The following is a 16,989-nucleotide window of genomic DNA, read 5'->3' on the forward strand; positions in this document are numbered from 1 at the left end:
CCCGATTCGGAAGCGAAAATCCATGACTCTGCGCCCCACCGACAGCTCTGCTCTCCTGATCGACGGCAAACTGATTCCCGGTTCCGGCGGCACGTTCGAGGTGATCAACCCGGCCACCGAGGAGGTGCTCGGGAGAGCCGCCGACGCCACCGCGTCCGACATGGACGCCGCGATCGCCGCGGCCCGGCGGGCCTTCGACGACACCACGTGGTCCCGCGACCACGCCTTCCGCACCCGCTGCCTGCGGCAGCTGCGCGACGTGCTGCAGTCCCACATCGAGGAACTGCGCGACATCACCATCGCCGAAGTCGGCGCCCCCGCCTTCCTCACCAGTGGACCGCAACTCGAAGGCCCGGTCACCGACCTCGGGTATTTCGCGGACCTCGCCGAAAGCTATTCCTGGGAACAGGATCTGGGCATCGCCGAGCCGATGGGCATCAAGACCCGCCGACGCGTTCTCAAGGAGGCCGTCGGCGTCGTCGGGGCAATTACGCCGTGGAACTTCCCGCACCAGATCAACTTCGCCAAGATCGGCCCCGCACTCGCGGCCGGCAACACGGTGGTCCTCAAGCCCGCGCCCGACACTCCCTGGTGCGCCGCCCTCGTCGGGCACCTGATCGCCGAGGAGACCGACCTCCCGGCCGGCGTGGTCAACATCGTCACGTCGAGCGACCACTCCCTCGGCGCTCAGCTCTCCACCGACCCCCGCGTCGACCTCGTGTCGTTCACCGGTTCGACCGCCACGGGCAAGGCCGTCATGGCGGCGGCGTCCGAGTCGCTGAAGAAGGTGTTCCTCGAACTCGGCGGCAAATCGGCGTTCATCGTGCTCGACGACGCCGACCTCGCGGGTGCGTGCGGGGTCGCCGCGTTCACGGTGTCCACTCACGCGGGGCAGGGCTGCGCCATCACCACCCGGCTGCTCGTTCCCCGCGACAAGTACGACGAGGCGGTCGAGGCCACGGCCCGGACCCTCGGCGGATTGCACGCGGGCGATCCCGCGAAACCCGGCACCATCTGCGGTCCCCTCATCTCCGCACGGCAACGCGCCCGCGTCGAGGACTACCTGCGGCTTGCGCGGGAGGAAGGCGGCACGATCGTGGTCGGTGGTGGCCGACCGGCCGATCGGGACCGTGGATTCTTCGTCGAACCCACCCTGATCACCGGCCTCGACAACACCGCCCGGGTGGCTCGGGAAGAGATCTTCGGACCCGTGCTGGTGATCATTCCCCACGACGGCGACGAGGACGCGATCAGCATCGCCAACGACTCGCCGTACGGGCTGTCCGGGTCGGTGTGGGGCACAGACCCCGCACGCGTGAAGCGAGTGGTCGACGGCGTGCGCACCGGAACGCTCAGCGTCAACGGTGGCGTCTGGTATTCCGCCGACGCCCCGTTCGGCGGTTACAAGCAGTCCGGAATCGGCCGCGAGATGGGCGTGGCCGGATTCGAGGAATACCTGGAAACCAAGCTGGTCGCGGAACCGGCCCAATAGTGCGCCGGCGAGCCGGCCCGACAACACAGGAGTCAATCGATATGGGACGTTTCGACGGGAAGACGGCCATCGTCACCGGCGCCGCGCAGGGCATCGGCGAGGGCTACGCGCGTGCCCTCGCCCGCGAGGGCGCGAACGTGGTGGTGGCCGATCTCAATGCGGAGCTCGGTGAGACCGTGGCCAAGCAGATCAGCGCGGACGGCGGGACTGCAGTGTTCAAGGACGTCGACGTCGCCGACGAGGATTCGGCGAAGCAACTCGCCGAGTTCACGGTCGAGAAGTTCGGCGGCATCGACCATCTCGTGAACAACGCCGCGATCTACGGCGGTATGAAGCTCGATCTCCTCATCACCGTGCCGTGGGACTACTACAAGAAGTTCATGGCCGTGAACTTCGACGGCGCCCTCAACGTGACCCGGGCCGTGTGGCCGCACATGAACAGCGGCGGTGGCGGCTCCATCGTCAACCAGTCGTCCACGGCCGCCTGGCTGTACTCCGGCTTCTACGGCCTCGCGAAGGTCGGGATCAACGGCCTCACCCAGCAACTCGCCCACGAGGTGGGCGGCATGAACATCCGGGTCAACGCCATCGCGCCCGGACCGATCGACACCGAAGCCACCCGCACCGTCACGCCGGGAAATATGGTGGCAGACATGGTCAAGACGTTGCCGCTGAAGCGGATGGGCACCCCCGACGACCTCGTCGGCGCCTGCCTGTTCCTGCTCTCCGACGAGGCGAGCTGGATCACCGGGCAGATCTTCAACGTCGACGGCGGACAGATCTTCCGGTCATGACCACGACCGAGCAGGTATCCGTCGGCTATATCGGCCTCGGGAACATGGGTGCGCCCATGGCCAAGCGGCTGCTGGACCGGCCGGGAGGACTCATCGTGTGCGACACCCGGCCGGAGGCGCTGGAGCCGTTCGGCAAGGCGGGCGCGAGGGTGACGTCGAGTCCGCGGGAGGTGGCGGAGAACGCCGATGTCATCTCTGTGACCGTGCTGAACGACGAGCAGGTCCGCGCGGTTGTCACACAGCTCCTCGACACCGCGCGGCCGGGCACCGTCGTGGCGGTGCACTCCACCATCAGCGACGTCACCGCCGTCGAACTCGCCGACCGCTGCCGTGCGCACGGCGTCGACCTGATCGACGCGCCCGTCAGCGGTGGCGCACCCGGCGCCCACAAGGGAAAGTTGGCGGTGATGGTCGGGGCGAGCGACGACGCGTTCGAGAAAGTGCGGGAGCCGTTCGGGCACTGGGCCGAACTCGTCGTACACGCCGGAGACGTGGGCGCGGGAACGCGGATGAAGCTGGCCCGCAACCTGCTGCACTTCGTCTCGTTCACGGCCGCCGCCGAGGCGCAGCGGCTCGCCGAGGCCGCCGGTCTCGACATCACCGAACTCGGAAAGGTCGTCCGGCACACCGACGCGATCACCGGTGGCGCCGGAGCGATCATGCTCCGCGACACCACCGACGCTCTCGACGAGACCGACAGCTGGTACCCGATCATGACCCACGTCCGGGACCTCGGGGAGAAGGACCTGTCGCTGGCGATCGGGCTCGGCGAACGACTCGACGTCGCGCTGCCGCTCGCCCGACTCGCGCTCACGGGCCTGGGTCCTGGACTCGGCGTCGACAGCACCGTGGACAAGAAGGAGCAACCATGACCGACGACACCCGCACCCGTGGCCTGGCCATGATGGAGAAGGTCTACGGATTCGAGATGCAGGACGGGCCCGGCGCGCATTTCGCCGTCACCGCCGACCACCTGTTCGCCGACATCTGGTCGCGGCCCGGGCTGAGCATCCGCGACCGCCGGCTTCTCCTCCTCGGTGCGCTCACCGCGCAGGGGCTCGTCGACGTGGCCGAGATCCAGGTGGGGGCGGCCCTGCACAACGAGGAACTGGACGAGGACCAACTCCGGGAGATCGCGCTGTTCCTGTGCCACTACGTGGGCTGGCCATTGGGGACGAAACTCGACTCGATGATCGGCGGGGTGCTACACAAGCGGAAGAAAGCGGCCAGAGCGGCCGCCCCGGACGCAGAGGCCACATGAGCACCGAACACCTGACACCAGAGCTTCTCCGACTCGCCGACTCCACCCCCGGCTTCATGCCGGAGGACGAGGGGACGGCCCTGCACGACGCCGCGATGCAGTACCTGTCCCCCGGCGGGGTGGGCGTCGAGATCGGCACGTACTGCGGTCGTTCGACGATCTATCTCGGGGCGGCGGCGAGGGCGCAGGGTGCCCGCATCGTCACCATCGATCACCATCACGGTTCCGAGGAGCATCAGCCCGGCTGGGAGTACCACGAACCGGCGTTCGTCGACCCGCACACCGGTCTGCTCGACACAGTCGGCCGGTTCCGGCACACGATGGCCGATTCCGGGCTCGAGGAGTACGTCGTGGGTGTGCTGGGCCGGTCGTCGACGGTGGCGACGTTCTGGCGTACTCCCGTGAACTTCGTCTTCATCGACGGCGGCCACACGTCGGAGGCGGCGTCGGCGGATCTCGAGGGGTGGGCGCCGTGGGTGAACGTCGGCGGCGCCCTGGTGATCCACGACGTGTTCCCGGACCCGGCGGACGGCGGGCGACCACCATTCGAGATCTACGAACGGGCTTTGGGGACAGGACAATTCAAGGAGACGTCCGTCACCGGGTCGCTGCGTGTTCTCGAGCGGGTGGGCGGTCAGACGGGCGAACCGCTGGCATGACAGTAGTCGCCGCAGCGGTCGAGGCCGATCGGTAGTCCCACGGGCAGCGCCGCGTCCCGGAAGATTCCGTGTCCGGGCGTGGTGCGGGACAGCGCGTCCGCGGCGAGGATCATCGCCCCGCCCGTCCACGTGGTCTGCTCGACCGGCCACCGCTTGCCGTCGCTGTAGACGAGCCCCGTCCAGTACGAGCCGTCCGGATCCCGCAGGTGCTGCATGGCGGCGAACTGTGCGAGCGCACGAGTGTGTTCCCCCATCGCGTCGAGAGCCAGCACCAGTTCGCACGTCTCGGCGCCGGTCACCCACGGCCGGTGGTCCACGCAGCGGATACCGAGTCCCTCGACCACGAAGTCGTCCCACCGCGACGCGATGCGGTCCGACGCGACCTCACCGCGGACGGCGCCCCCGAGGATCGGGTAGTACCAGTCCATGGAGTACTCGTCCTTGATCGCGAACGCCTCCGGGTGCTGCCTGATCGCGTGGCCCAGCGTGTATTTCGCGAACTCCCATTCCGGCTGCGGGTCGTCGACCAGCCGGGCGAGGAGCAGCCCGCAGTGCAGGCTGTGATGGATGCTGGAGTTCCCGGTCAGCAGCGCCTCGGGGCAGTCCTGACCGTTCTCGCCGCGGGCCCACCAGATTTCTCCGCTCGACGACTGCATGTCGACGACGAAATCGAGACCACCCTGCACGGACGGCCACAGGGTGTCGACGAAATCCCGGTCACCGGTGATCAGGTAGTGGTGCCACACCCCCACCGCGAGGTAGGCGCAGAAGTTGCTGTCGGAATCGTGATTCTCCACGGCCCCGTCGCGGAACTTCATCGGCCACGAACCGTCCGGGCGTTGCGTCCGCCGCGACCACTCGTACGCTCCCACCGCCTCGTCGATCAGGCCGGCGGCGGTGAGGGCCATGGCGGATTCGACGTGATCCCACGGGTCGGTGTGCCCACCGGGAAACCACGGCAGCGCCCCCGACGACTCCTGCGCTGCCGCGATCGACCGTGCTGTCTGCCTGACCTGGCTCTCCGACAACACGTTCGGTACCGACGGGACGCCGGCGGCTCTCACCGCGGCGCCTTCACCACGCTCGGTTCCCTCGGCTTCTCGAGGTAGAACACGACGCTCTTGCCGACCACGGGGTTGAGGACCTTCTCGGCGGTGCGCGTGAGCCAGGGGGCTTTCATCATGTCCCACACCAGAACCTGGTGGTAGGCCTTCGCGAGGGGGTTGTCGTTGTTCTCCACCCCGACCGCGCACTTGAGCCACCAGTACGGCGAATGCAGGGCGTGGGCGTGATCCCGGCCCCGGACCTGCAGGCCGGCGGCCGTCAGCTTCTCCGCCAGCTCGTCGGCGCGGTAGATGCGGACGTGGCCACCCTCCACCTGGTGGTACGCGTCGGACAGCGCCCAGCAGATCCTCTCCGGAAGCCACCGCGGAACCGTCACCGCCGCAACACCACCCGGCTTGAGGATGCGGGTCAGCTCGGCGATGGCACGGCCGTCGCGGGGCACGTGTTCGAGGACCTCGGAGATGAGGACGACGTCGAACGTCGCATCCTCGTACGGCAGGTTCAGCGCGTCGCCGACCTCCACGCGGGCGGAGGCACCCGCCGGGACCTCACCGACCTCGGCCATCGCCACGAACATCTTCTCGACGTCCGCGAGTTCGTCGGCGTTCTGGTCGAAGGCGATGACGTCGGCGCCGCGTCGATACAGCTCGAACGAGTGCCGTCCGGCGCCCGCCCCGATGTCGATCACCTTGTCGCCGGGCTTCACACCCAGCCGGTCGAAGTCCACGGTCAGCACGGTCGGCCTCCTTCACGGGTCTGCGCTATCGCTTCGGCATACGTCTGCGCGGTTCTCGCTGCCACGGCGGCCCAGCTGTAGCGCTCGAGCACACGTCGGCGGCCACCGTCGCCGAGCCGGGCCCGGCGCTGTGGATCGTCGAGCAACGCGCCCAGCACGTCCGCGAGTTCCTGTGGGTCGCCGGGCGTCACGAGCACACACGCCTCCTCGTCCGTTCCCACCACCTCAGGAATGGCGCCGGCGCGGCTCGCCACCAGCGGGGTGCCACACGCCATCGCCTCGACGGCGGGCAATGAGAAGCCCTCGTACAGCGACGGGACGCACGCGACGTCGGCCGATGCCAGCAGCGACGCCAGTTCGGCGTCGTCGATACCCGACACCGTCCGGACGACGTCGCCGATGGCCAGCTCCTCGATGAGCTTCTCCGTCACTCCCCCGGGTGCGAGTTTGGTGACCAGCACCAGTTCGACGGCCCGCTCCGTGTGCACCTTCGCGACCGCCTCGAGGAGCGTCGACACCCCCTTGAGGGGCATGTCGGCGCTGGCGACGCACACGACGCGGCCCGGAACCCGGGCGGCGGCCGGGGGCCGGAAAACCTCCGTGTCCACGCCCAGCGGGATGGTCTGCAGGTTGTCGGCGGGAACGTCGAAGGCCGCGCTGATGTCGTCGGCGGAGGACTGCGACACCGTCAGCAGTGCGGGGATGGCACGCGCCACCCGCTTCTGCATACGCAGGAAGCCGTACCAGCGCCGGACCGTCACCTGGCGCCACCACTTCGCCGACGCCAGGTCCAGTTCGCGGTCGCGGGTGATCGGGTGGTGGATGGTCGCGACGACCGGAAGTCCGGCCTTCTGGAGCTGCAGCAGCCCGTAGCCGAGGCACTGGTTGTCGTGCACCACGTCGAACTCGTCGGCGCGCTCCTTAAGCAGTCGCGCCGCGCGCAGGCTGAACGTGAGCGGCTCCGGGAAACCAGCCGTCCACATCGTCGCGACCTCGAGCACGTCGACGGCGTCGCGGAACTCGCGTGGGTGCGGCGTTCTGAACGGATCCGGCTCGCGATACAGGTCGAGGCTGGGCACCTTCGTCAACGTCACCCGCGGGTCGACGTCCGGGTACGGCTGCCCCGAGAACACCTCGACCTGATGGCCGAGTTCGACCAGCTCACGGCTGAGATGGCGTACGTACACACCCTGCCCACCACAGTGAGGCTTGCTTCGATACGACAAGAGTGCAATGCGCACGGACTTCGGCCTCTCCTCGAGCAGTTGGCAAGCAATACTAGAACACGTTCTTACTCGAGTGTGCCCTCATCCCATCCAACCGCACTCACTCACCTCACCGCGGTCGACTCGCGCAATCCCTCGAGTTTTCCGGACAGACGCCCCAGGTACGCCAGGACGTCCTCCTCGCTCCGGTCGGGCAGTCCGTACACGACCTCGGTGACACCGAGGCCCTTCCACCGCCGCAACTTGTCCACGTCCGGCTTGCCGTCGAGCACGACGATCCGCGGTTCGCCGTCCCGGCCGGCCTCACGCCACATCCGTCGAAGCGTTACGACGCGGTCGTCGATGTCCTGCTCGATCGGAGTAGTCATCCACCCGTCGGCCGATTTCACGATCCACCGGAAATTCTTGTCGTTACCGGCGGCGCCGACGATCACCGGAGGCACCCGGGCCGGCTTGGGCCACGCCCAGCTCGGACCGAAGTTCACGAACTCGCCGTCGTAGGACGCCTCGTCCTGCGTCCACAGCGCACGCATGGCCTCGAGGTACTCGCGCAGCATCGTCCGGCGCCGTGCCGGCGGAACGTTGTGATCGGTGAGTTCGTCGAGATTCCAGCCGTACCCCACGCCGAGGGTGACCCGTCCGCCGCTGAGGTGGTCGAGGGAGGCGATCGTCTTGGCCAGCGTGATCGGGTCGTGCTCCACCGGTAGCGCGACCGACGTCCCGAGTTCGATCCGCTCCGTGACCGCCGACGCCGAGGCCAGCGCCACCCACGGGTCGAGGGTGCGCATGTAGCGGTCGTCGGGCAGCGACGCGTCACCCGTCTGAGGATGCGCCGCATCGCGTTTCACCGGAATGTGCGTGTGCTCGGGCACGTAGAACGAGTCGAATCCGTTGGCCTCTGCACCCCTCGCGGCCGAGGCCGGCCCGATCCCGCGGTCACTCGTAAACAACGTAATGCCGAATTTCACGAATTCTCCTTGGCCGAGAGCCTTTTCCTTCTTGCACACTAACTTCTGGACACCTGTTTATCAATGTGTCCAAACAACTCTCCAGTTCCCCGAGCAGCCGGACGAACGGCACGCTCGTTCGATCTGAGGCAACGGGCGTCCCGTTCGTCCGGTGCAGGTGAGTGGCAATGCGTGCCCCAGCACACTTCGCCACTCACCTGCTCAGGCACCGTAGACCGGGACCGGGGTTTCGGCCTTGGCGAGAAGGTCGGCGACGACGGGTCCGATCTCCTTCGGTTCCCAGCGCGCGCCCTTGTCCTGGGTGGGACCGTGCCGCCAGCCCTCGGCGACGGTGATCTTGCCTCCCTCCACCTCGAACACGCGTCCGGTGACGTCCTTCGACTCCGTGCTGCCCAGCCACACGACGAGCGGGGAGATGTTCTCCGGCGCCATCGCGTCGAACCCCTCCTCGGGCGCGGCCATCGCCTCCGCCATCGCGCCACCCGCGCCGACCGTCATCCGGGTGCGTGCGGCCGGGGCGATCGCGTTGACGGTGACGCCGTAGTTCTTCAATTCCGCTGCCGCCTGGATGGTCATCTCCGCGATCCCCGCCTTCGCGGCGGCGTAATTGCCCTGCCCGATCGAACCCTGCAATCCGGCACCGGAACTGGTGTTGACGATCCGGGCGTCGACCGGGTTGCCCGCCTTCGCCTCGGCGCGCCAGTACGCGGCGGCGTGGCGCAGCGTCGCGAAATGCCCCTTCAGATGCACGCGCACGACGGCGTCCCACTCCTGCTCGCTCATCCCGACGAGCATGCGGTCGCGCAGGAACCCGGCATTGTTCACCAGCACGTCCAGGCGTCCGTACGTGTCGATGGCGGTGTTGATCAGGTTCTCGGCGCCTGCCCAGTCCGCGACGTCGTCGCCGTTGACGACGGCCTCGCCGCCCGCGGCGACGATCTCCGCGACCACCTGTTCGGCGGGACTCTCCCCGGTGGCGGAACCGTCGATGCCGGCTCCGATGTCGTTGACCACGACCTTCGCGCCCTCGGCGGCGAACGCCAGCGCGTGGGCGCGTCCGATTCCGCGTCCGGCGCCCGTCACGATGACGACGCGACCGTCGACCACTCCACTCATGCCTTCTCCTCTGTAGATGCTGTAGCTGCCGCCAGGAAGGCGGGACGTTCTCCGCCGCCGTGGACGGTCAGTGTCGAACCGCTGACGTACGCCGCCAGCGGTGAAGCCAGGAACACCGCGCAGTTGCCGATGTCCTCCGGGCAGGCCATCCGGCCCAGCGGGACCGTGTCCCCGACCGCCGCGATCCCCGCCTCGTCGCCGTAGTGCAGATGCGCGAGTTCGGTGCGGACCAGGCCGACGACCACCGAGTTGACCCGCACCTTCGGCGCCCACTCGACCGCGAGACTGCTGGTGAGACTGTCGACCCCCGCCTTCGCCGCACCGTACGCCGCGGTCCCGGGCGACGGTCTCGAGCCGCTGACGCTGGAGATGTTCACGATCGCGCCACCCGAAACCTGTCTCTGCATCACCGCATTCGCGACCTGCGACACCAGCAGCGGGGCGAGCAGATTCAGCTCGACGATCTTGGAGTGGAACTTCGGACTCGCATCCGCGGCGAGCGCGAACGGGGCGCCGCCGGCATTGTTGACCAGGACGTCCAGCCGCCCGTGCCGTTCCACGATCCGATCGACGAGACCCTGCACCTGCTCCGGATCGCGGATGTCGCACGGCAGGAACTCGACGGCCCGGCCGTCCACCTCCACCGGCGCCTCCCCCGGTCGGCGGGCGCAGGCCACCACCGTCGCGCCCGCCCGCAGGAAGGTGCGGCTGATGCCCGCGCCCACCCCGCGAACACCGCCGGTCACCAGCACGATTGCCCCGTCCAGACCTGAATCCACGAATACCTCCGCTGTCACATGTTCTCGCAGGCCCAGCTCAGAGCTCTCCGGCCCGCACATGTGCTAACTTACCAAGCAATCGCTTGGTTCGGTACAAGACGTTAGGAACATGCCATGGGCATCACCTCCACCACCGACGGAGACGGCATCACCACGGTCACCGTCGACTACCCGCCCGTGAACGCCATCCCGTCCCGGGGCTGGTTCGAGTTGGCCGACGCCGTACTCGACGCGGGGCGGAATCCGGACACCCACGTGGTGATCCTGAGAGCGGAGGGACGCGGGTTCAACGCCGGCGTCGACATCAAGGAAATGCAGGCCACCGACGGCTACGGCGCACTGGTCGACGCCAACCGGGGCTGCGCGGCCGCGTTCGCCGCCGTCTACGACTGCGCCGTGCCCGTGGTGGTCGCGGTCAACGGATTCTGCGTCGGCGGCGGCATCGGCCTGGTCGGGAACGCCGACGTGATCGTCGCCTCCGACGACGCCGTCTTCGGACTGCCCGAGGTCGACCGCGGCGCACTCGGCGCCGCCACCCACCTCGCCCGGCTCGTCCCCCAGCACATGATGCGCACGCTGTACTACACGGCGCAGAACGTCACCGCCCAGCAACTCCAGCACTTCGGATCGGTGTACGAGGTGGTGCCGCGCGAGAAACTCGACGACACCGCCCGCGACATCGCCGCCAAGATCGCAGCCAAGGACACCCGGGTCATCCGCTGCGCCAAGGAAGCCATCAACGGCATCGACCCCGTCGACGTGAAGACCAGTTACCGCCTCGAGCAGGGCTACACCTTCGAACTCAACCTGGCCGGCGTCTCGGACGAGCACCGCGACGAGTTCGTCGAAACCGGTAAGCCCCGCTCCCACTCGAACAACAGGAAAGGCTGACATCCATGGCGAGCAAGCGCGACAAGAGGATGTCGCTCGACGACGCGGTCGGGGAACTGCGCAGCGGAATGACCATCGGCATCGGCGGCTGGGGTTCGCGCCGCAAGCCGATGGCGCTGGTCCGGGCGCTGCTGCGCTCGGATGTCACCGACCTCACCGTCGTCACCTACGGCGGCCCCGACCTGGGGTTGCTGTGCTCGGCGGGCAAGGTCACGAAGGCGTACTACGGTTTCGTGTCCCTCGATTCGGCCCCGTTCTACGACCCGTGGTTCGCGAAGGCGCGGACCGCGGGTGAGATCGAGGTCCGCGAAATGGACGAGGGCATGGTCAAGTGCGGCCTCGAGGCCGCCGCCGCCCGGCTGCCGTTCCTGCCGATCCGCGCCGGGCTCGGCTCCGACGTCCGGGGATTCTGGGGCGACGAACTGCGCACCGTCACCTCCCCCTACCCGGACACGTCCGGCAAGTCGGAGACGCTGATCGCGATGCCGGCCCTCAATCTCGATGCGGCACTGGTTCACCTGAACCTCGGCGACAAGCACGGCAACGCCGCCTACACCGGAGTCGACCCCTACTTCGACGACCTGTACTGCGCGGCCGCGGAGAAGCGGTTCGTCTCCGTCGAGCGGGTGGTGGAAACCGAGGAACTGGTGAAAACCGTTCCGCTGCAGAACCTCATCCTCAACCGCATGATGGTCGACGGCGTGGTGGAGGCGCCGAACGGGGCCCACTTCACCCTCGCCGGCGACAGCTACGGCCGCGACGAGAAGTTCCAGCGCCACTACGCGGAATCGGCGAAGACCCCCGAGGCGTGGCAGCAGTTCGTCGACACCTACCTGTCCGGCAGCGAGGACGACTACCAGGGCGCCGTGAAGACATTTGCAGAGGAGCAGGCATGAGCGAGACGATCACCGAAGTCACCCGCGCGGAGTACTGCGCGATCGCGTGCGCCGACATCTTCTCCGGGGCAGGCGAGATCATGGCCAGCCCGATGGCGACCCTGCCCCTGATCGGCGCCCGGCTCGCGCGACTGACCACCGAACCCGACCTGCTGATCACCGACGGCGAGGCCCTGATCTTCGCGGACACCCCCGCCGTCGGCGCGAAGGCCCCGATCGAGGGCTGGATGCCGTTCCGGAAGGTGTTCGACGTCGTCGCCTCCGGCCGCCGGCACGTCGTGATGGGCGCCAACCAGATCGACCGGCACGGCAACCAGAACCTGTCGGCGTTCGGTCCGCTGCAGCAACCGACGCGTCAGATGTTCGGCGTCCGCGGCGCGCCCGGCAACACCATCAACCACCCCACCAGCTACTGGGTGGGCAAGCACTCGTCGCGGGTGTTCTGCGACAAGGTCGACATCGTCTCGGGCGTCGGCTACGACCAGATCGACCCGGAAAACCCCGCATACCGCTTCCACCACCTGCACCGGGTGGTGAGCAACCTCGGGGTGTTCGACTTCGGCGGACCCGACCACACGTTCCGGGCGCTGTCGCTGCACCCCGGCGTCACCGCCGACCAGGTCGCCGAGAACACCTCGTTCGAGGTGGCAGGGCTCGCCGACGCCGGCGTCACCCGCGCACCCACCGACGAGGAACTGCGGCTGATCCGCGAGGTCCTCGACCCCCGCAGCCTGCGCGACCGGGAGGTGTCGGTATGAGCACGCTCCGCACCACGCTGACCGAGTTGGTCGGGGTCGAGCACCCGGTGGTCCAGACCGGGATGGGCTGGGTGGCCGGGCCGCGGCTCGTCGCCGGCACCGCCAACGCCGGCGGTCTCGGCATCCTGGCATCGGCGACGATGACCTACACCGAACTCGAATCGGCGATCGCGAAGACGAAGACCCTCACCGACAAACCATTCGGGGTCAACATCCGCGCCGACGCCTCCGACGCCCCGCAACGCATCGACCTGCTCATCCGGGAGAACGTGCGCGTCGCGTCGTTCGCGCTGGCACCGAAGCAGGAACTGATCGCGAAGCTGAAAGCCGCCGGCGTGGTGGTCATCCCGTCGATCGGCGCCGCCAAACACGCAAAGAAGGTCGCCTCGTGGGGCGCCGACGCGGTGATCGTGCAGGGCGGCGAGGGCGGCGGGCACACCGGGCCGGTGGCCACCACACTGCTGCTGCCGTCGGTGCTCGACGCCGTCGACATCCCCGTCGTCGCGGCGGGCGGCTTCTACGACGGACGCGGACTCGCCGCCGCCCTCGCCTACGGCGCCGCCGGCGTCGCGATGGGCACCCGCTTCCTGCTCACCCAGGAATCGACGGTCCCCGACTCCGTCAAACAGCAATACCTCGCCCGGGGACTGCAGGACACCACCGTCTCCCGCAAGGTCGACGGCATGCCCCACCGGGTCCTCAACACCGACCTCGTCAACAGCCTCGAACACTCCGGCAACATCCGCGGCCTCGTCGCGGCCGCCCGCAACGCGTCCAAGTTCAAGGCCATGACCGGCATGACATGGTCGACGCTCGTCAAAGACGGCCTCGCCATGAAAAAGTCCAGCGACCGCACCTGGCAGCAGATCATCATGGCCGCCAACACCCCGATGCTGCTCAAGGCCGGGCTCGTCGAAGGCAACACCCACGCCGGCGTCCTCGCCTCCGGACAGGTCGTGGGGCTGCTCGACGACCTGCCCACATGCAAGGACCTCATCGACGGCATCGTCGCCGACGCGATCAAACGCATCGACGCACTCGGCGCCCTGCGCGCCTGAACCAACGGGACGCTCGTTCGATCTGACGCAACGAGCGTCCCGTTCGTCCGGCTAGGGGGTGGCGGCGGCCTTCGCCGCGCTCAGCTGGATGACGCGACCTTCGCCGCGATGCGCGCCCGGACCTCCGGCCGTCGCAGCGGGGGCACCGTCTGCGGCGGCTGCTTCCGCGGCGGCAGTGCCGCGAGCAGCTTCGTGGTGGCCTCGGTGACGACGGCTACCGCCTCCTCGAAGGGCTCACGGTTGGCGTCCGACAGCTTCTGGATTCCGCTGACCTTCCGGACGTACTGACGCGCCGCCGCCTCGATCTCCTCCGCGGTGGCAGCCGGTTCGAGTCCGCGCAGCTCGGTGATGTTTCGGCACATGACTCGACGATAGCGCCGCACCGCCCTCTCCGCGGCTCCTCGGCGCTGGGCGAATGTACCTTTCGGCGCACCTGAGGCGCCGGAAGGTACATTCGCCCGTCGGGGTAGCGCGGCCTCAGCTGCGGGCGGGCTCCAGCGCGTCTTCGTCCGCGGGCACGACGTCCGTCTCGACGTCCGGGAGCGGGGTGCGGGACCGCGCGGCCACGACTGCCGCGCCGAGCAGGACCAGCGCGATGAGGCACTGCGAGCTTCCGATCACCTCACGCACGGCCGCCTCCACCCAGCCGGACGACGAGGACTGCAGGACGAAGTTCGGGCCGATCAGGAAGATCAGGGTCGCGGCGCCGATCAGCGGACGCCAGCTGCGGTACTGCGGTGCGATCAGAATCGGAATCAACAGGATGCTGTATGCCCAGTGGTGGGTGACGGCGAACGGCGCGGCGAGCAGGGATGCCAGGGCCACGATCGACAGCGCGATCAGGTGCTCACCGGACCGGGTGAAGCGGTACGCCGACCACGCCGCGGCGGACACGATGACGGCTGCGCTGAGCACCCAGAGAATGCTGGCCAGTCGGCCCTCCGCCCCGAGCCGGGCGATGACGCCGGTGACGGCCTGGTTGCGGAAGAAGTCGGGTGCCCCCGCACGGCCGGTGGCGAAGAATTCGGTGGTCCAGAACCACACCGACGACTGCGGCAGCAGCCAGAAGCCGAGGCCGACGGTGACCAGGATCGTGGCGAGCGATCGTCCGATCGAGCGGAAGTCGCGGCGGACGAGCAGGACCAGCAGAAAGGCCGCCGGGGTGATCTTGACGGCCGCGGCGAGACCGATCGCGACTCCGCGGAACCGCTTCGGGATCGCACCGGTGCAGTCGGCGACCACGAGCGCCATCAGAATGATGTTGATCTGACCGAAGTCGAAGTTCGAGCGCATCGGCTCGAGGAGAAGGACCGGGCCCATCGACAGCAGAGCGAGAAGTTCGGGGCGTGCGACGTCGAGCTTCGACAGCGCCACCTTGACCATCCACCACACGAGTCCGAGGTTGAGGGCGCACCACAGCGCCTGCAGGACCGCGGGGTCGATCTCCGCCATCGGCGCGAAGAGGATCGCCGCGAAGGGTGCGTAGATGAACCTGAACCCGGAACTGCTCGGGAAGTCCGCGGAGTAGAGCGGCAGGCCGCTGACGAAGGCGTAGCCGGCGTCGCGGAACACGGAGAGGTCCATCAGGTAGCCCGTCGCCGCATCGAACTCTCGGTAGGCCACCGCCCCCAAGGAGAGGACGCCCACGAGGAGCGCGACGGCGTGGAGACGATAAGCCCTGAACTTCGATTCACTCTGTAACAAGAATTTGTTCTTTCATGATCGGCGTCGTGGTCAACGATCCACCGTAGCGGGCCGTGACCCAATCGTGACAAAGGCGAGGTCGCGGCGTCCGAACCGCACACTTCGTCATAGTTTATTTAGACTGATATATTTCGATCATGCCTGCGCGCACTCTCGACAATCCCCTCGTCCTGCCGGTGCTCGGCCTGCTCCTCGAATCGCCGATGCACCCGTACCAGGTGGAAGTCACGCTGCGCGAGCGCAGCGAGGAGGGCCAGTGGCCGCTCAATCGCGGCTCGCTGAACAATGTGGTCGCGGCCCTCGCCTCGGCGGGCTGGATCGAGGAACACGAACGTGCGCAACGGGAAGGTCGGCCCGCCCGCACCGTCTACGCCCTCACCGAGGCCGGGCACGCGGAACTCGTGAGCCGACTCGACCTCCAGATCCGCAGTGCCGCACGAGAGTTCTCCCCGTTCTTCGCGGCGATCAGCTACCTCGGCGCGCTGGGACGCGATGGCGCCGTGGACGCGCTCACCGAACGCGCCGAACGACTTACCGCGAGAATCGAATCCGACCAGGCACGGCACACCCGAGCGCTCGAAGACGGAGTGCCTGCGCTGTTCGTCGTCGAAGCGGACTACGCACTCCACGCGGCGCGGGGCGAACTCGCCTGGATCGCGTCGACGATCTCCGACATCCACTCGGGCCGCCTCACCTGGCCCGCACCGCAGACGAAGGACGTGCGGGCGTGAGCCTCCGGTTCGGTATCTACCCCGGTCAGCCGGTCCCGAACGTCCCTTCGAGCCGATTCCGGGACCCGGGGTGGACGAGACGCGCGGCACTGACGAGGCCTCGCGAGGACCACGTGCGGCGCCGGATCATCAGGCACGGTTCGGCGCGCTCGATGTGGAGGAGCCGGCATTCCTCGGGTGACGCGAGGATCGCTTCGACCACGTGCTCGCCCCTCGTCAGGGGAGCCTCCACGCTCAGATAGTGATTGGGCGTCTGCTGGGTGAAGTCCTGATCGAGATACCCGGGCGCCTCGGCGGGATTGACGAACCGGTCTTCGAGCTGGATCGGTGTGTCGTCCTCGTAGTGGATCATCAGGGAGTGGAACACCTTGCCGCGGATCGAATCCCGGATGAAGGCGTTCGCCGGGTCGGCGTCTTCCTCACGCACGTACACCACTTCGGTTCGATGGCGGTGTCCGCGTTGCTGGATCTCGTCCGCGATGTTCTTGACCTCGAACAGAGACGACGCCGTCTTCGTGGCCGCCACGAACGTCCCCACACCCATCAGGCGCACCACGAGACCCTCGGCGCTGAGTTCGCGCAGCGCGCGGTTGATGGTCATTCGGGAGAGGCCGAGAGCGCCGACGAGCTGATTCTCCGAGGGCAGCTGATCGCCCTCCTGCCAGCGGCCGGCGTTGATCTGCGACACGATCAACTGCTTGACGCGTTCGTACGCCGGGGCCGACTCCGTCCCCGGTCCGTTGTACAACGCAGCAAGCTCCGCGTCGACTACTGCGATCTCCACCACCACTGACACCCATCCCTCTGCAACACCGATGAACTTCCCGTGCAGTCGGCCGTTGCAGTCTATCGGCC

General features: G+C 68.0%; 19 protein-coding genes. 10 read left to right on the forward strand and 9 right to left on the reverse strand.

Going from position 1 to position 16,989, the window contains the following annotated elements:
- The first annotated feature begins 22 nt into the window (after positions 1–22).
- The 5 genes from GO592_RS26270 to GO592_RS26290 are packed head-to-tail and all read left to right on the forward strand — an operon-like array spanning position 23 to position 4,206.
- Entirely contained in the window at positions 23–1,492 is a 1,470-nt protein-coding gene (locus tag GO592_RS26270) for an aldehyde dehydrogenase (protein WP_007300910.1), read from the forward strand.
- Positions 1,493–1,533: 41 nt separating this feature from the next.
- Positions 1,534–2,286, forward strand: a complete 753-nt coding sequence (locus tag GO592_RS26275; protein WP_007300909.1) for an SDR family oxidoreductase — start codon at positions 1,534–1,536, stop codon at positions 2,284–2,286.
- Complete coding sequence (locus GO592_RS26280) at positions 2,283–3,158, forward strand: NAD(P)-dependent oxidoreductase (RefSeq protein WP_007300908.1); 876 nt, start codon at positions 2,283–2,285, stop codon at positions 3,156–3,158. The genes GO592_RS26275 and GO592_RS26280 overlap by 4 nt, the downstream gene beginning before the upstream one ends.
- Positions 3,155–3,547 (forward strand): carboxymuconolactone decarboxylase family protein, encoded by a 393-nt coding sequence (locus GO592_RS26285; protein ID WP_005244588.1) that lies wholly within the window; start codon positions 3,155–3,157, stop codon positions 3,545–3,547. The genes GO592_RS26280 and GO592_RS26285 overlap by 4 nt, the downstream gene beginning before the upstream one ends.
- A complete protein-coding gene (locus GO592_RS26290) occupies positions 3,544–4,206 on the forward strand; it encodes a class I SAM-dependent methyltransferase (RefSeq protein WP_007300907.1) in 663 nt (220 codons plus the stop codon). The genes GO592_RS26285 and GO592_RS26290 overlap by 4 nt, the downstream gene beginning before the upstream one ends.
- On the opposite strand, the gene GO592_RS26295 is transcribed toward GO592_RS26290, so the two are convergent.
- The 6 genes from GO592_RS26295 to GO592_RS26320 all read right to left on the reverse strand — a co-directional run bounded on the left by GO592_RS26295 (position 4,182) and on the right by GO592_RS26320 (position 10,096).
- The gene (locus GO592_RS26295; protein WP_005563753.1) at positions 4,182–5,270 is read right to left on the reverse strand and encodes a hypothetical protein; all 1,089 of its coding nucleotides are present in this window, start codon (positions 5,268–5,270) and stop codon (positions 4,182–4,184) included. The genes GO592_RS26290 and GO592_RS26295 overlap by 25 nt on opposite strands.
- Positions 5,267–6,007 carry a class I SAM-dependent methyltransferase gene (locus tag GO592_RS26300; protein WP_007300906.1) on the reverse strand — a complete coding sequence of 247 codons (741 nt, stop codon included), beginning with the start codon at positions 6,005–6,007 and terminating at the stop codon, positions 5,267–5,269. Before GO592_RS26300 ends, GO592_RS26295 begins: the two co-directional genes overlap by 4 nt.
- Positions 6,001–7,248 (reverse strand): glycosyltransferase family 4 protein, encoded by a 1,248-nt coding sequence (locus GO592_RS26305; RefSeq protein WP_005262944.1) that lies wholly within the window; start codon positions 7,246–7,248, stop codon positions 6,001–6,003. The genes GO592_RS26300 and GO592_RS26305 overlap by 7 nt, the downstream gene beginning before the upstream one ends.
- Positions 7,249–7,337: 89 nt before the next feature.
- Entirely contained in the window at positions 7,338–8,201 is an 864-nt protein-coding gene (locus GO592_RS26310; RefSeq protein WP_007300905.1) for an LLM class F420-dependent oxidoreductase, read from the reverse strand.
- Positions 8,202–8,402: 201 nt separating this feature from the next.
- The gene (locus GO592_RS26315; RefSeq protein ID WP_005244594.1) at positions 8,403–9,317 is read right to left on the reverse strand and encodes an SDR family oxidoreductase; all 915 of its coding nucleotides are present in this window, start codon (positions 9,315–9,317) and stop codon (positions 8,403–8,405) included.
- Positions 9,314–10,096, reverse strand: coding sequence for an SDR family oxidoreductase (locus tag GO592_RS26320; protein WP_007300904.1), 783 nt, complete (start codon positions 10,094–10,096; stop codon positions 9,314–9,316). The genes GO592_RS26315 and GO592_RS26320 overlap by 4 nt, the downstream gene beginning before the upstream one ends.
- Before the next feature lie 114 nt (positions 10,097–10,210).
- Between GO592_RS26320 and echA20 the strand changes: the two genes are divergently transcribed.
- From echA20 to ipdC, 4 genes are read left to right on the forward strand one after another with little or no spacing between them, the layout of a single operon-like run.
- The gene (gene echA20 / locus GO592_RS26325; RefSeq protein ID WP_007300903.1) at positions 10,211–10,987 is read left to right on the forward strand and encodes a (7aS)-7a-methyl-1,5-dioxo-2,3,5,6,7,7a-hexahydro-1H-indene-carboxyl-CoA hydrolase; all 777 of its coding nucleotides are present in this window, start codon (positions 10,211–10,213) and stop codon (positions 10,985–10,987) included.
- A 5-nt stretch (positions 10,988–10,992) separates the two neighbouring features.
- A complete protein-coding gene (gene ipdA / locus GO592_RS26330; RefSeq protein ID WP_007300902.1) occupies positions 10,993–11,883 on the forward strand; it encodes a cholesterol ring-cleaving hydrolase subunit IpdA in 891 nt (296 codons plus the stop codon).
- Complete coding sequence (gene ipdB / locus GO592_RS26335) at positions 11,880–12,641, forward strand: cholesterol ring-cleaving hydrolase subunit IpdB (RefSeq protein ID WP_007300901.1); 762 nt, start codon at positions 11,880–11,882, stop codon at positions 12,639–12,641. Before ipdA ends, ipdB begins: the two co-directional genes overlap by 4 nt.
- Entirely contained in the window at positions 12,638–13,699 is a 1,062-nt protein-coding gene (gene ipdC / locus GO592_RS26340; RefSeq protein WP_007300900.1) for a (3aS,4S,5R,7aS)-5-hydroxy-7a-methyl-1-oxo-octahydro-1H-indene-4-carboxyl-CoA dehydrogenase, read from the forward strand. Before ipdB ends, ipdC begins: the two co-directional genes overlap by 4 nt.
- 80 nt (positions 13,700–13,779) lie before the next feature.
- On the opposite strand, the gene GO592_RS26345 is transcribed toward ipdC, so the two are convergent.
- Together GO592_RS26345 and GO592_RS26350 are read right to left on the reverse strand one after the other, a co-directional pair.
- Positions 13,780–14,061, reverse strand: a complete 282-nt coding sequence (locus GO592_RS26345) for a DUF2277 domain-containing protein (protein WP_007300899.1) — start codon at positions 14,059–14,061, stop codon at positions 13,780–13,782.
- A 115-nt stretch (positions 14,062–14,176) separates the two neighbouring features.
- Positions 14,177–15,403, reverse strand: a complete 1,227-nt coding sequence (locus GO592_RS26350; protein ID WP_007300898.1) for a glycosyltransferase family 87 protein — start codon at positions 15,401–15,403, stop codon at positions 14,177–14,179.
- Between the two features lie 137 nt (positions 15,404–15,540).
- Here GO592_RS26350 and GO592_RS26355 point away from each other — a divergent pair, with 137 nt between their 5' ends.
- Positions 15,541–16,134 (forward strand): PadR family transcriptional regulator, encoded by a 594-nt coding sequence (locus GO592_RS26355; protein WP_007300897.1) that lies wholly within the window; start codon positions 15,541–15,543, stop codon positions 16,132–16,134.
- A gap of 25 nt (positions 16,135–16,159) precedes the next feature.
- Here GO592_RS26355 and hutC read toward each other — a convergent pair whose 3' ends face one another.
- Positions 16,160–16,924 carry a histidine utilization repressor gene (hutC, locus tag GO592_RS26360; protein ID WP_005258713.1) on the reverse strand — a complete coding sequence of 255 codons (765 nt, stop codon included), beginning with the start codon at positions 16,922–16,924 and terminating at the stop codon, positions 16,160–16,162.
- Positions 16,925–16,989 lie beyond the last annotated feature (65 nt).

Source organism: Rhodococcus sp. 21391 (assembly GCF_016772255.1).
Lineage (GTDB): Bacteria > Actinomycetota > Actinomycetes > Mycobacteriales > Mycobacteriaceae > Rhodococcus_F > Rhodococcus_F opacus.

Bases quoted from the DNA above. Each gene is read 5' to 3' on its own strand.
- GO592_RS26270 (WP_007300910.1), top strand. From the start codon at position 23: ATGACTCTGCGCCCCACCGACAGCTCTGCTCTCCTGATCGACGGCAAA.
- GO592_RS26275 (WP_007300909.1), top strand. From the start codon at position 1,534: ATGGGACGTTTCGACGGGAAGACGGCCATCGTCACCGGCGCCGCGCAG.
- GO592_RS26280 (WP_007300908.1), top strand. From the start codon at position 2,283: ATGACCACGACCGAGCAGGTATCCGTCGGCTATATCGGCCTCGGGAAC.
- GO592_RS26285 (WP_005244588.1), top strand. From the start codon at position 3,155: ATGACCGACGACACCCGCACCCGTGGCCTGGCCATGATGGAGAAGGTC.
- GO592_RS26290 (WP_007300907.1), top strand. From the start codon at position 3,544: ATGAGCACCGAACACCTGACACCAGAGCTTCTCCGACTCGCCGACTCC.
- GO592_RS26315 (WP_005244594.1), bottom strand. From the start codon at position 9,317: ATGAGTGGAGTGGTCGACGGTCGCGTCGTCATCGTGACGGGCGCCGGA.
- echA20 (WP_007300903.1), top strand. From the start codon at position 10,211: ATGGGCATCACCTCCACCACCGACGGAGACGGCATCACCACGGTCACC.
- ipdA (WP_007300902.1), top strand. From the start codon at position 10,993: ATGGCGAGCAAGCGCGACAAGAGGATGTCGCTCGACGACGCGGTCGGG.
- ipdB (WP_007300901.1), top strand. From the start codon at position 11,880: ATGAGCGAGACGATCACCGAAGTCACCCGCGCGGAGTACTGCGCGATC.
- ipdC (WP_007300900.1), top strand. From the start codon at position 12,638: ATGAGCACGCTCCGCACCACGCTGACCGAGTTGGTCGGGGTCGAGCAC.
- GO592_RS26345 (WP_007300899.1), bottom strand. From the start codon at position 14,061: ATGTGCCGAAACATCACCGAGCTGCGCGGACTCGAACCGGCTGCCACC.
- GO592_RS26355 (WP_007300897.1), top strand. From the start codon at position 15,541: ATGCCTGCGCGCACTCTCGACAATCCCCTCGTCCTGCCGGTGCTCGGC.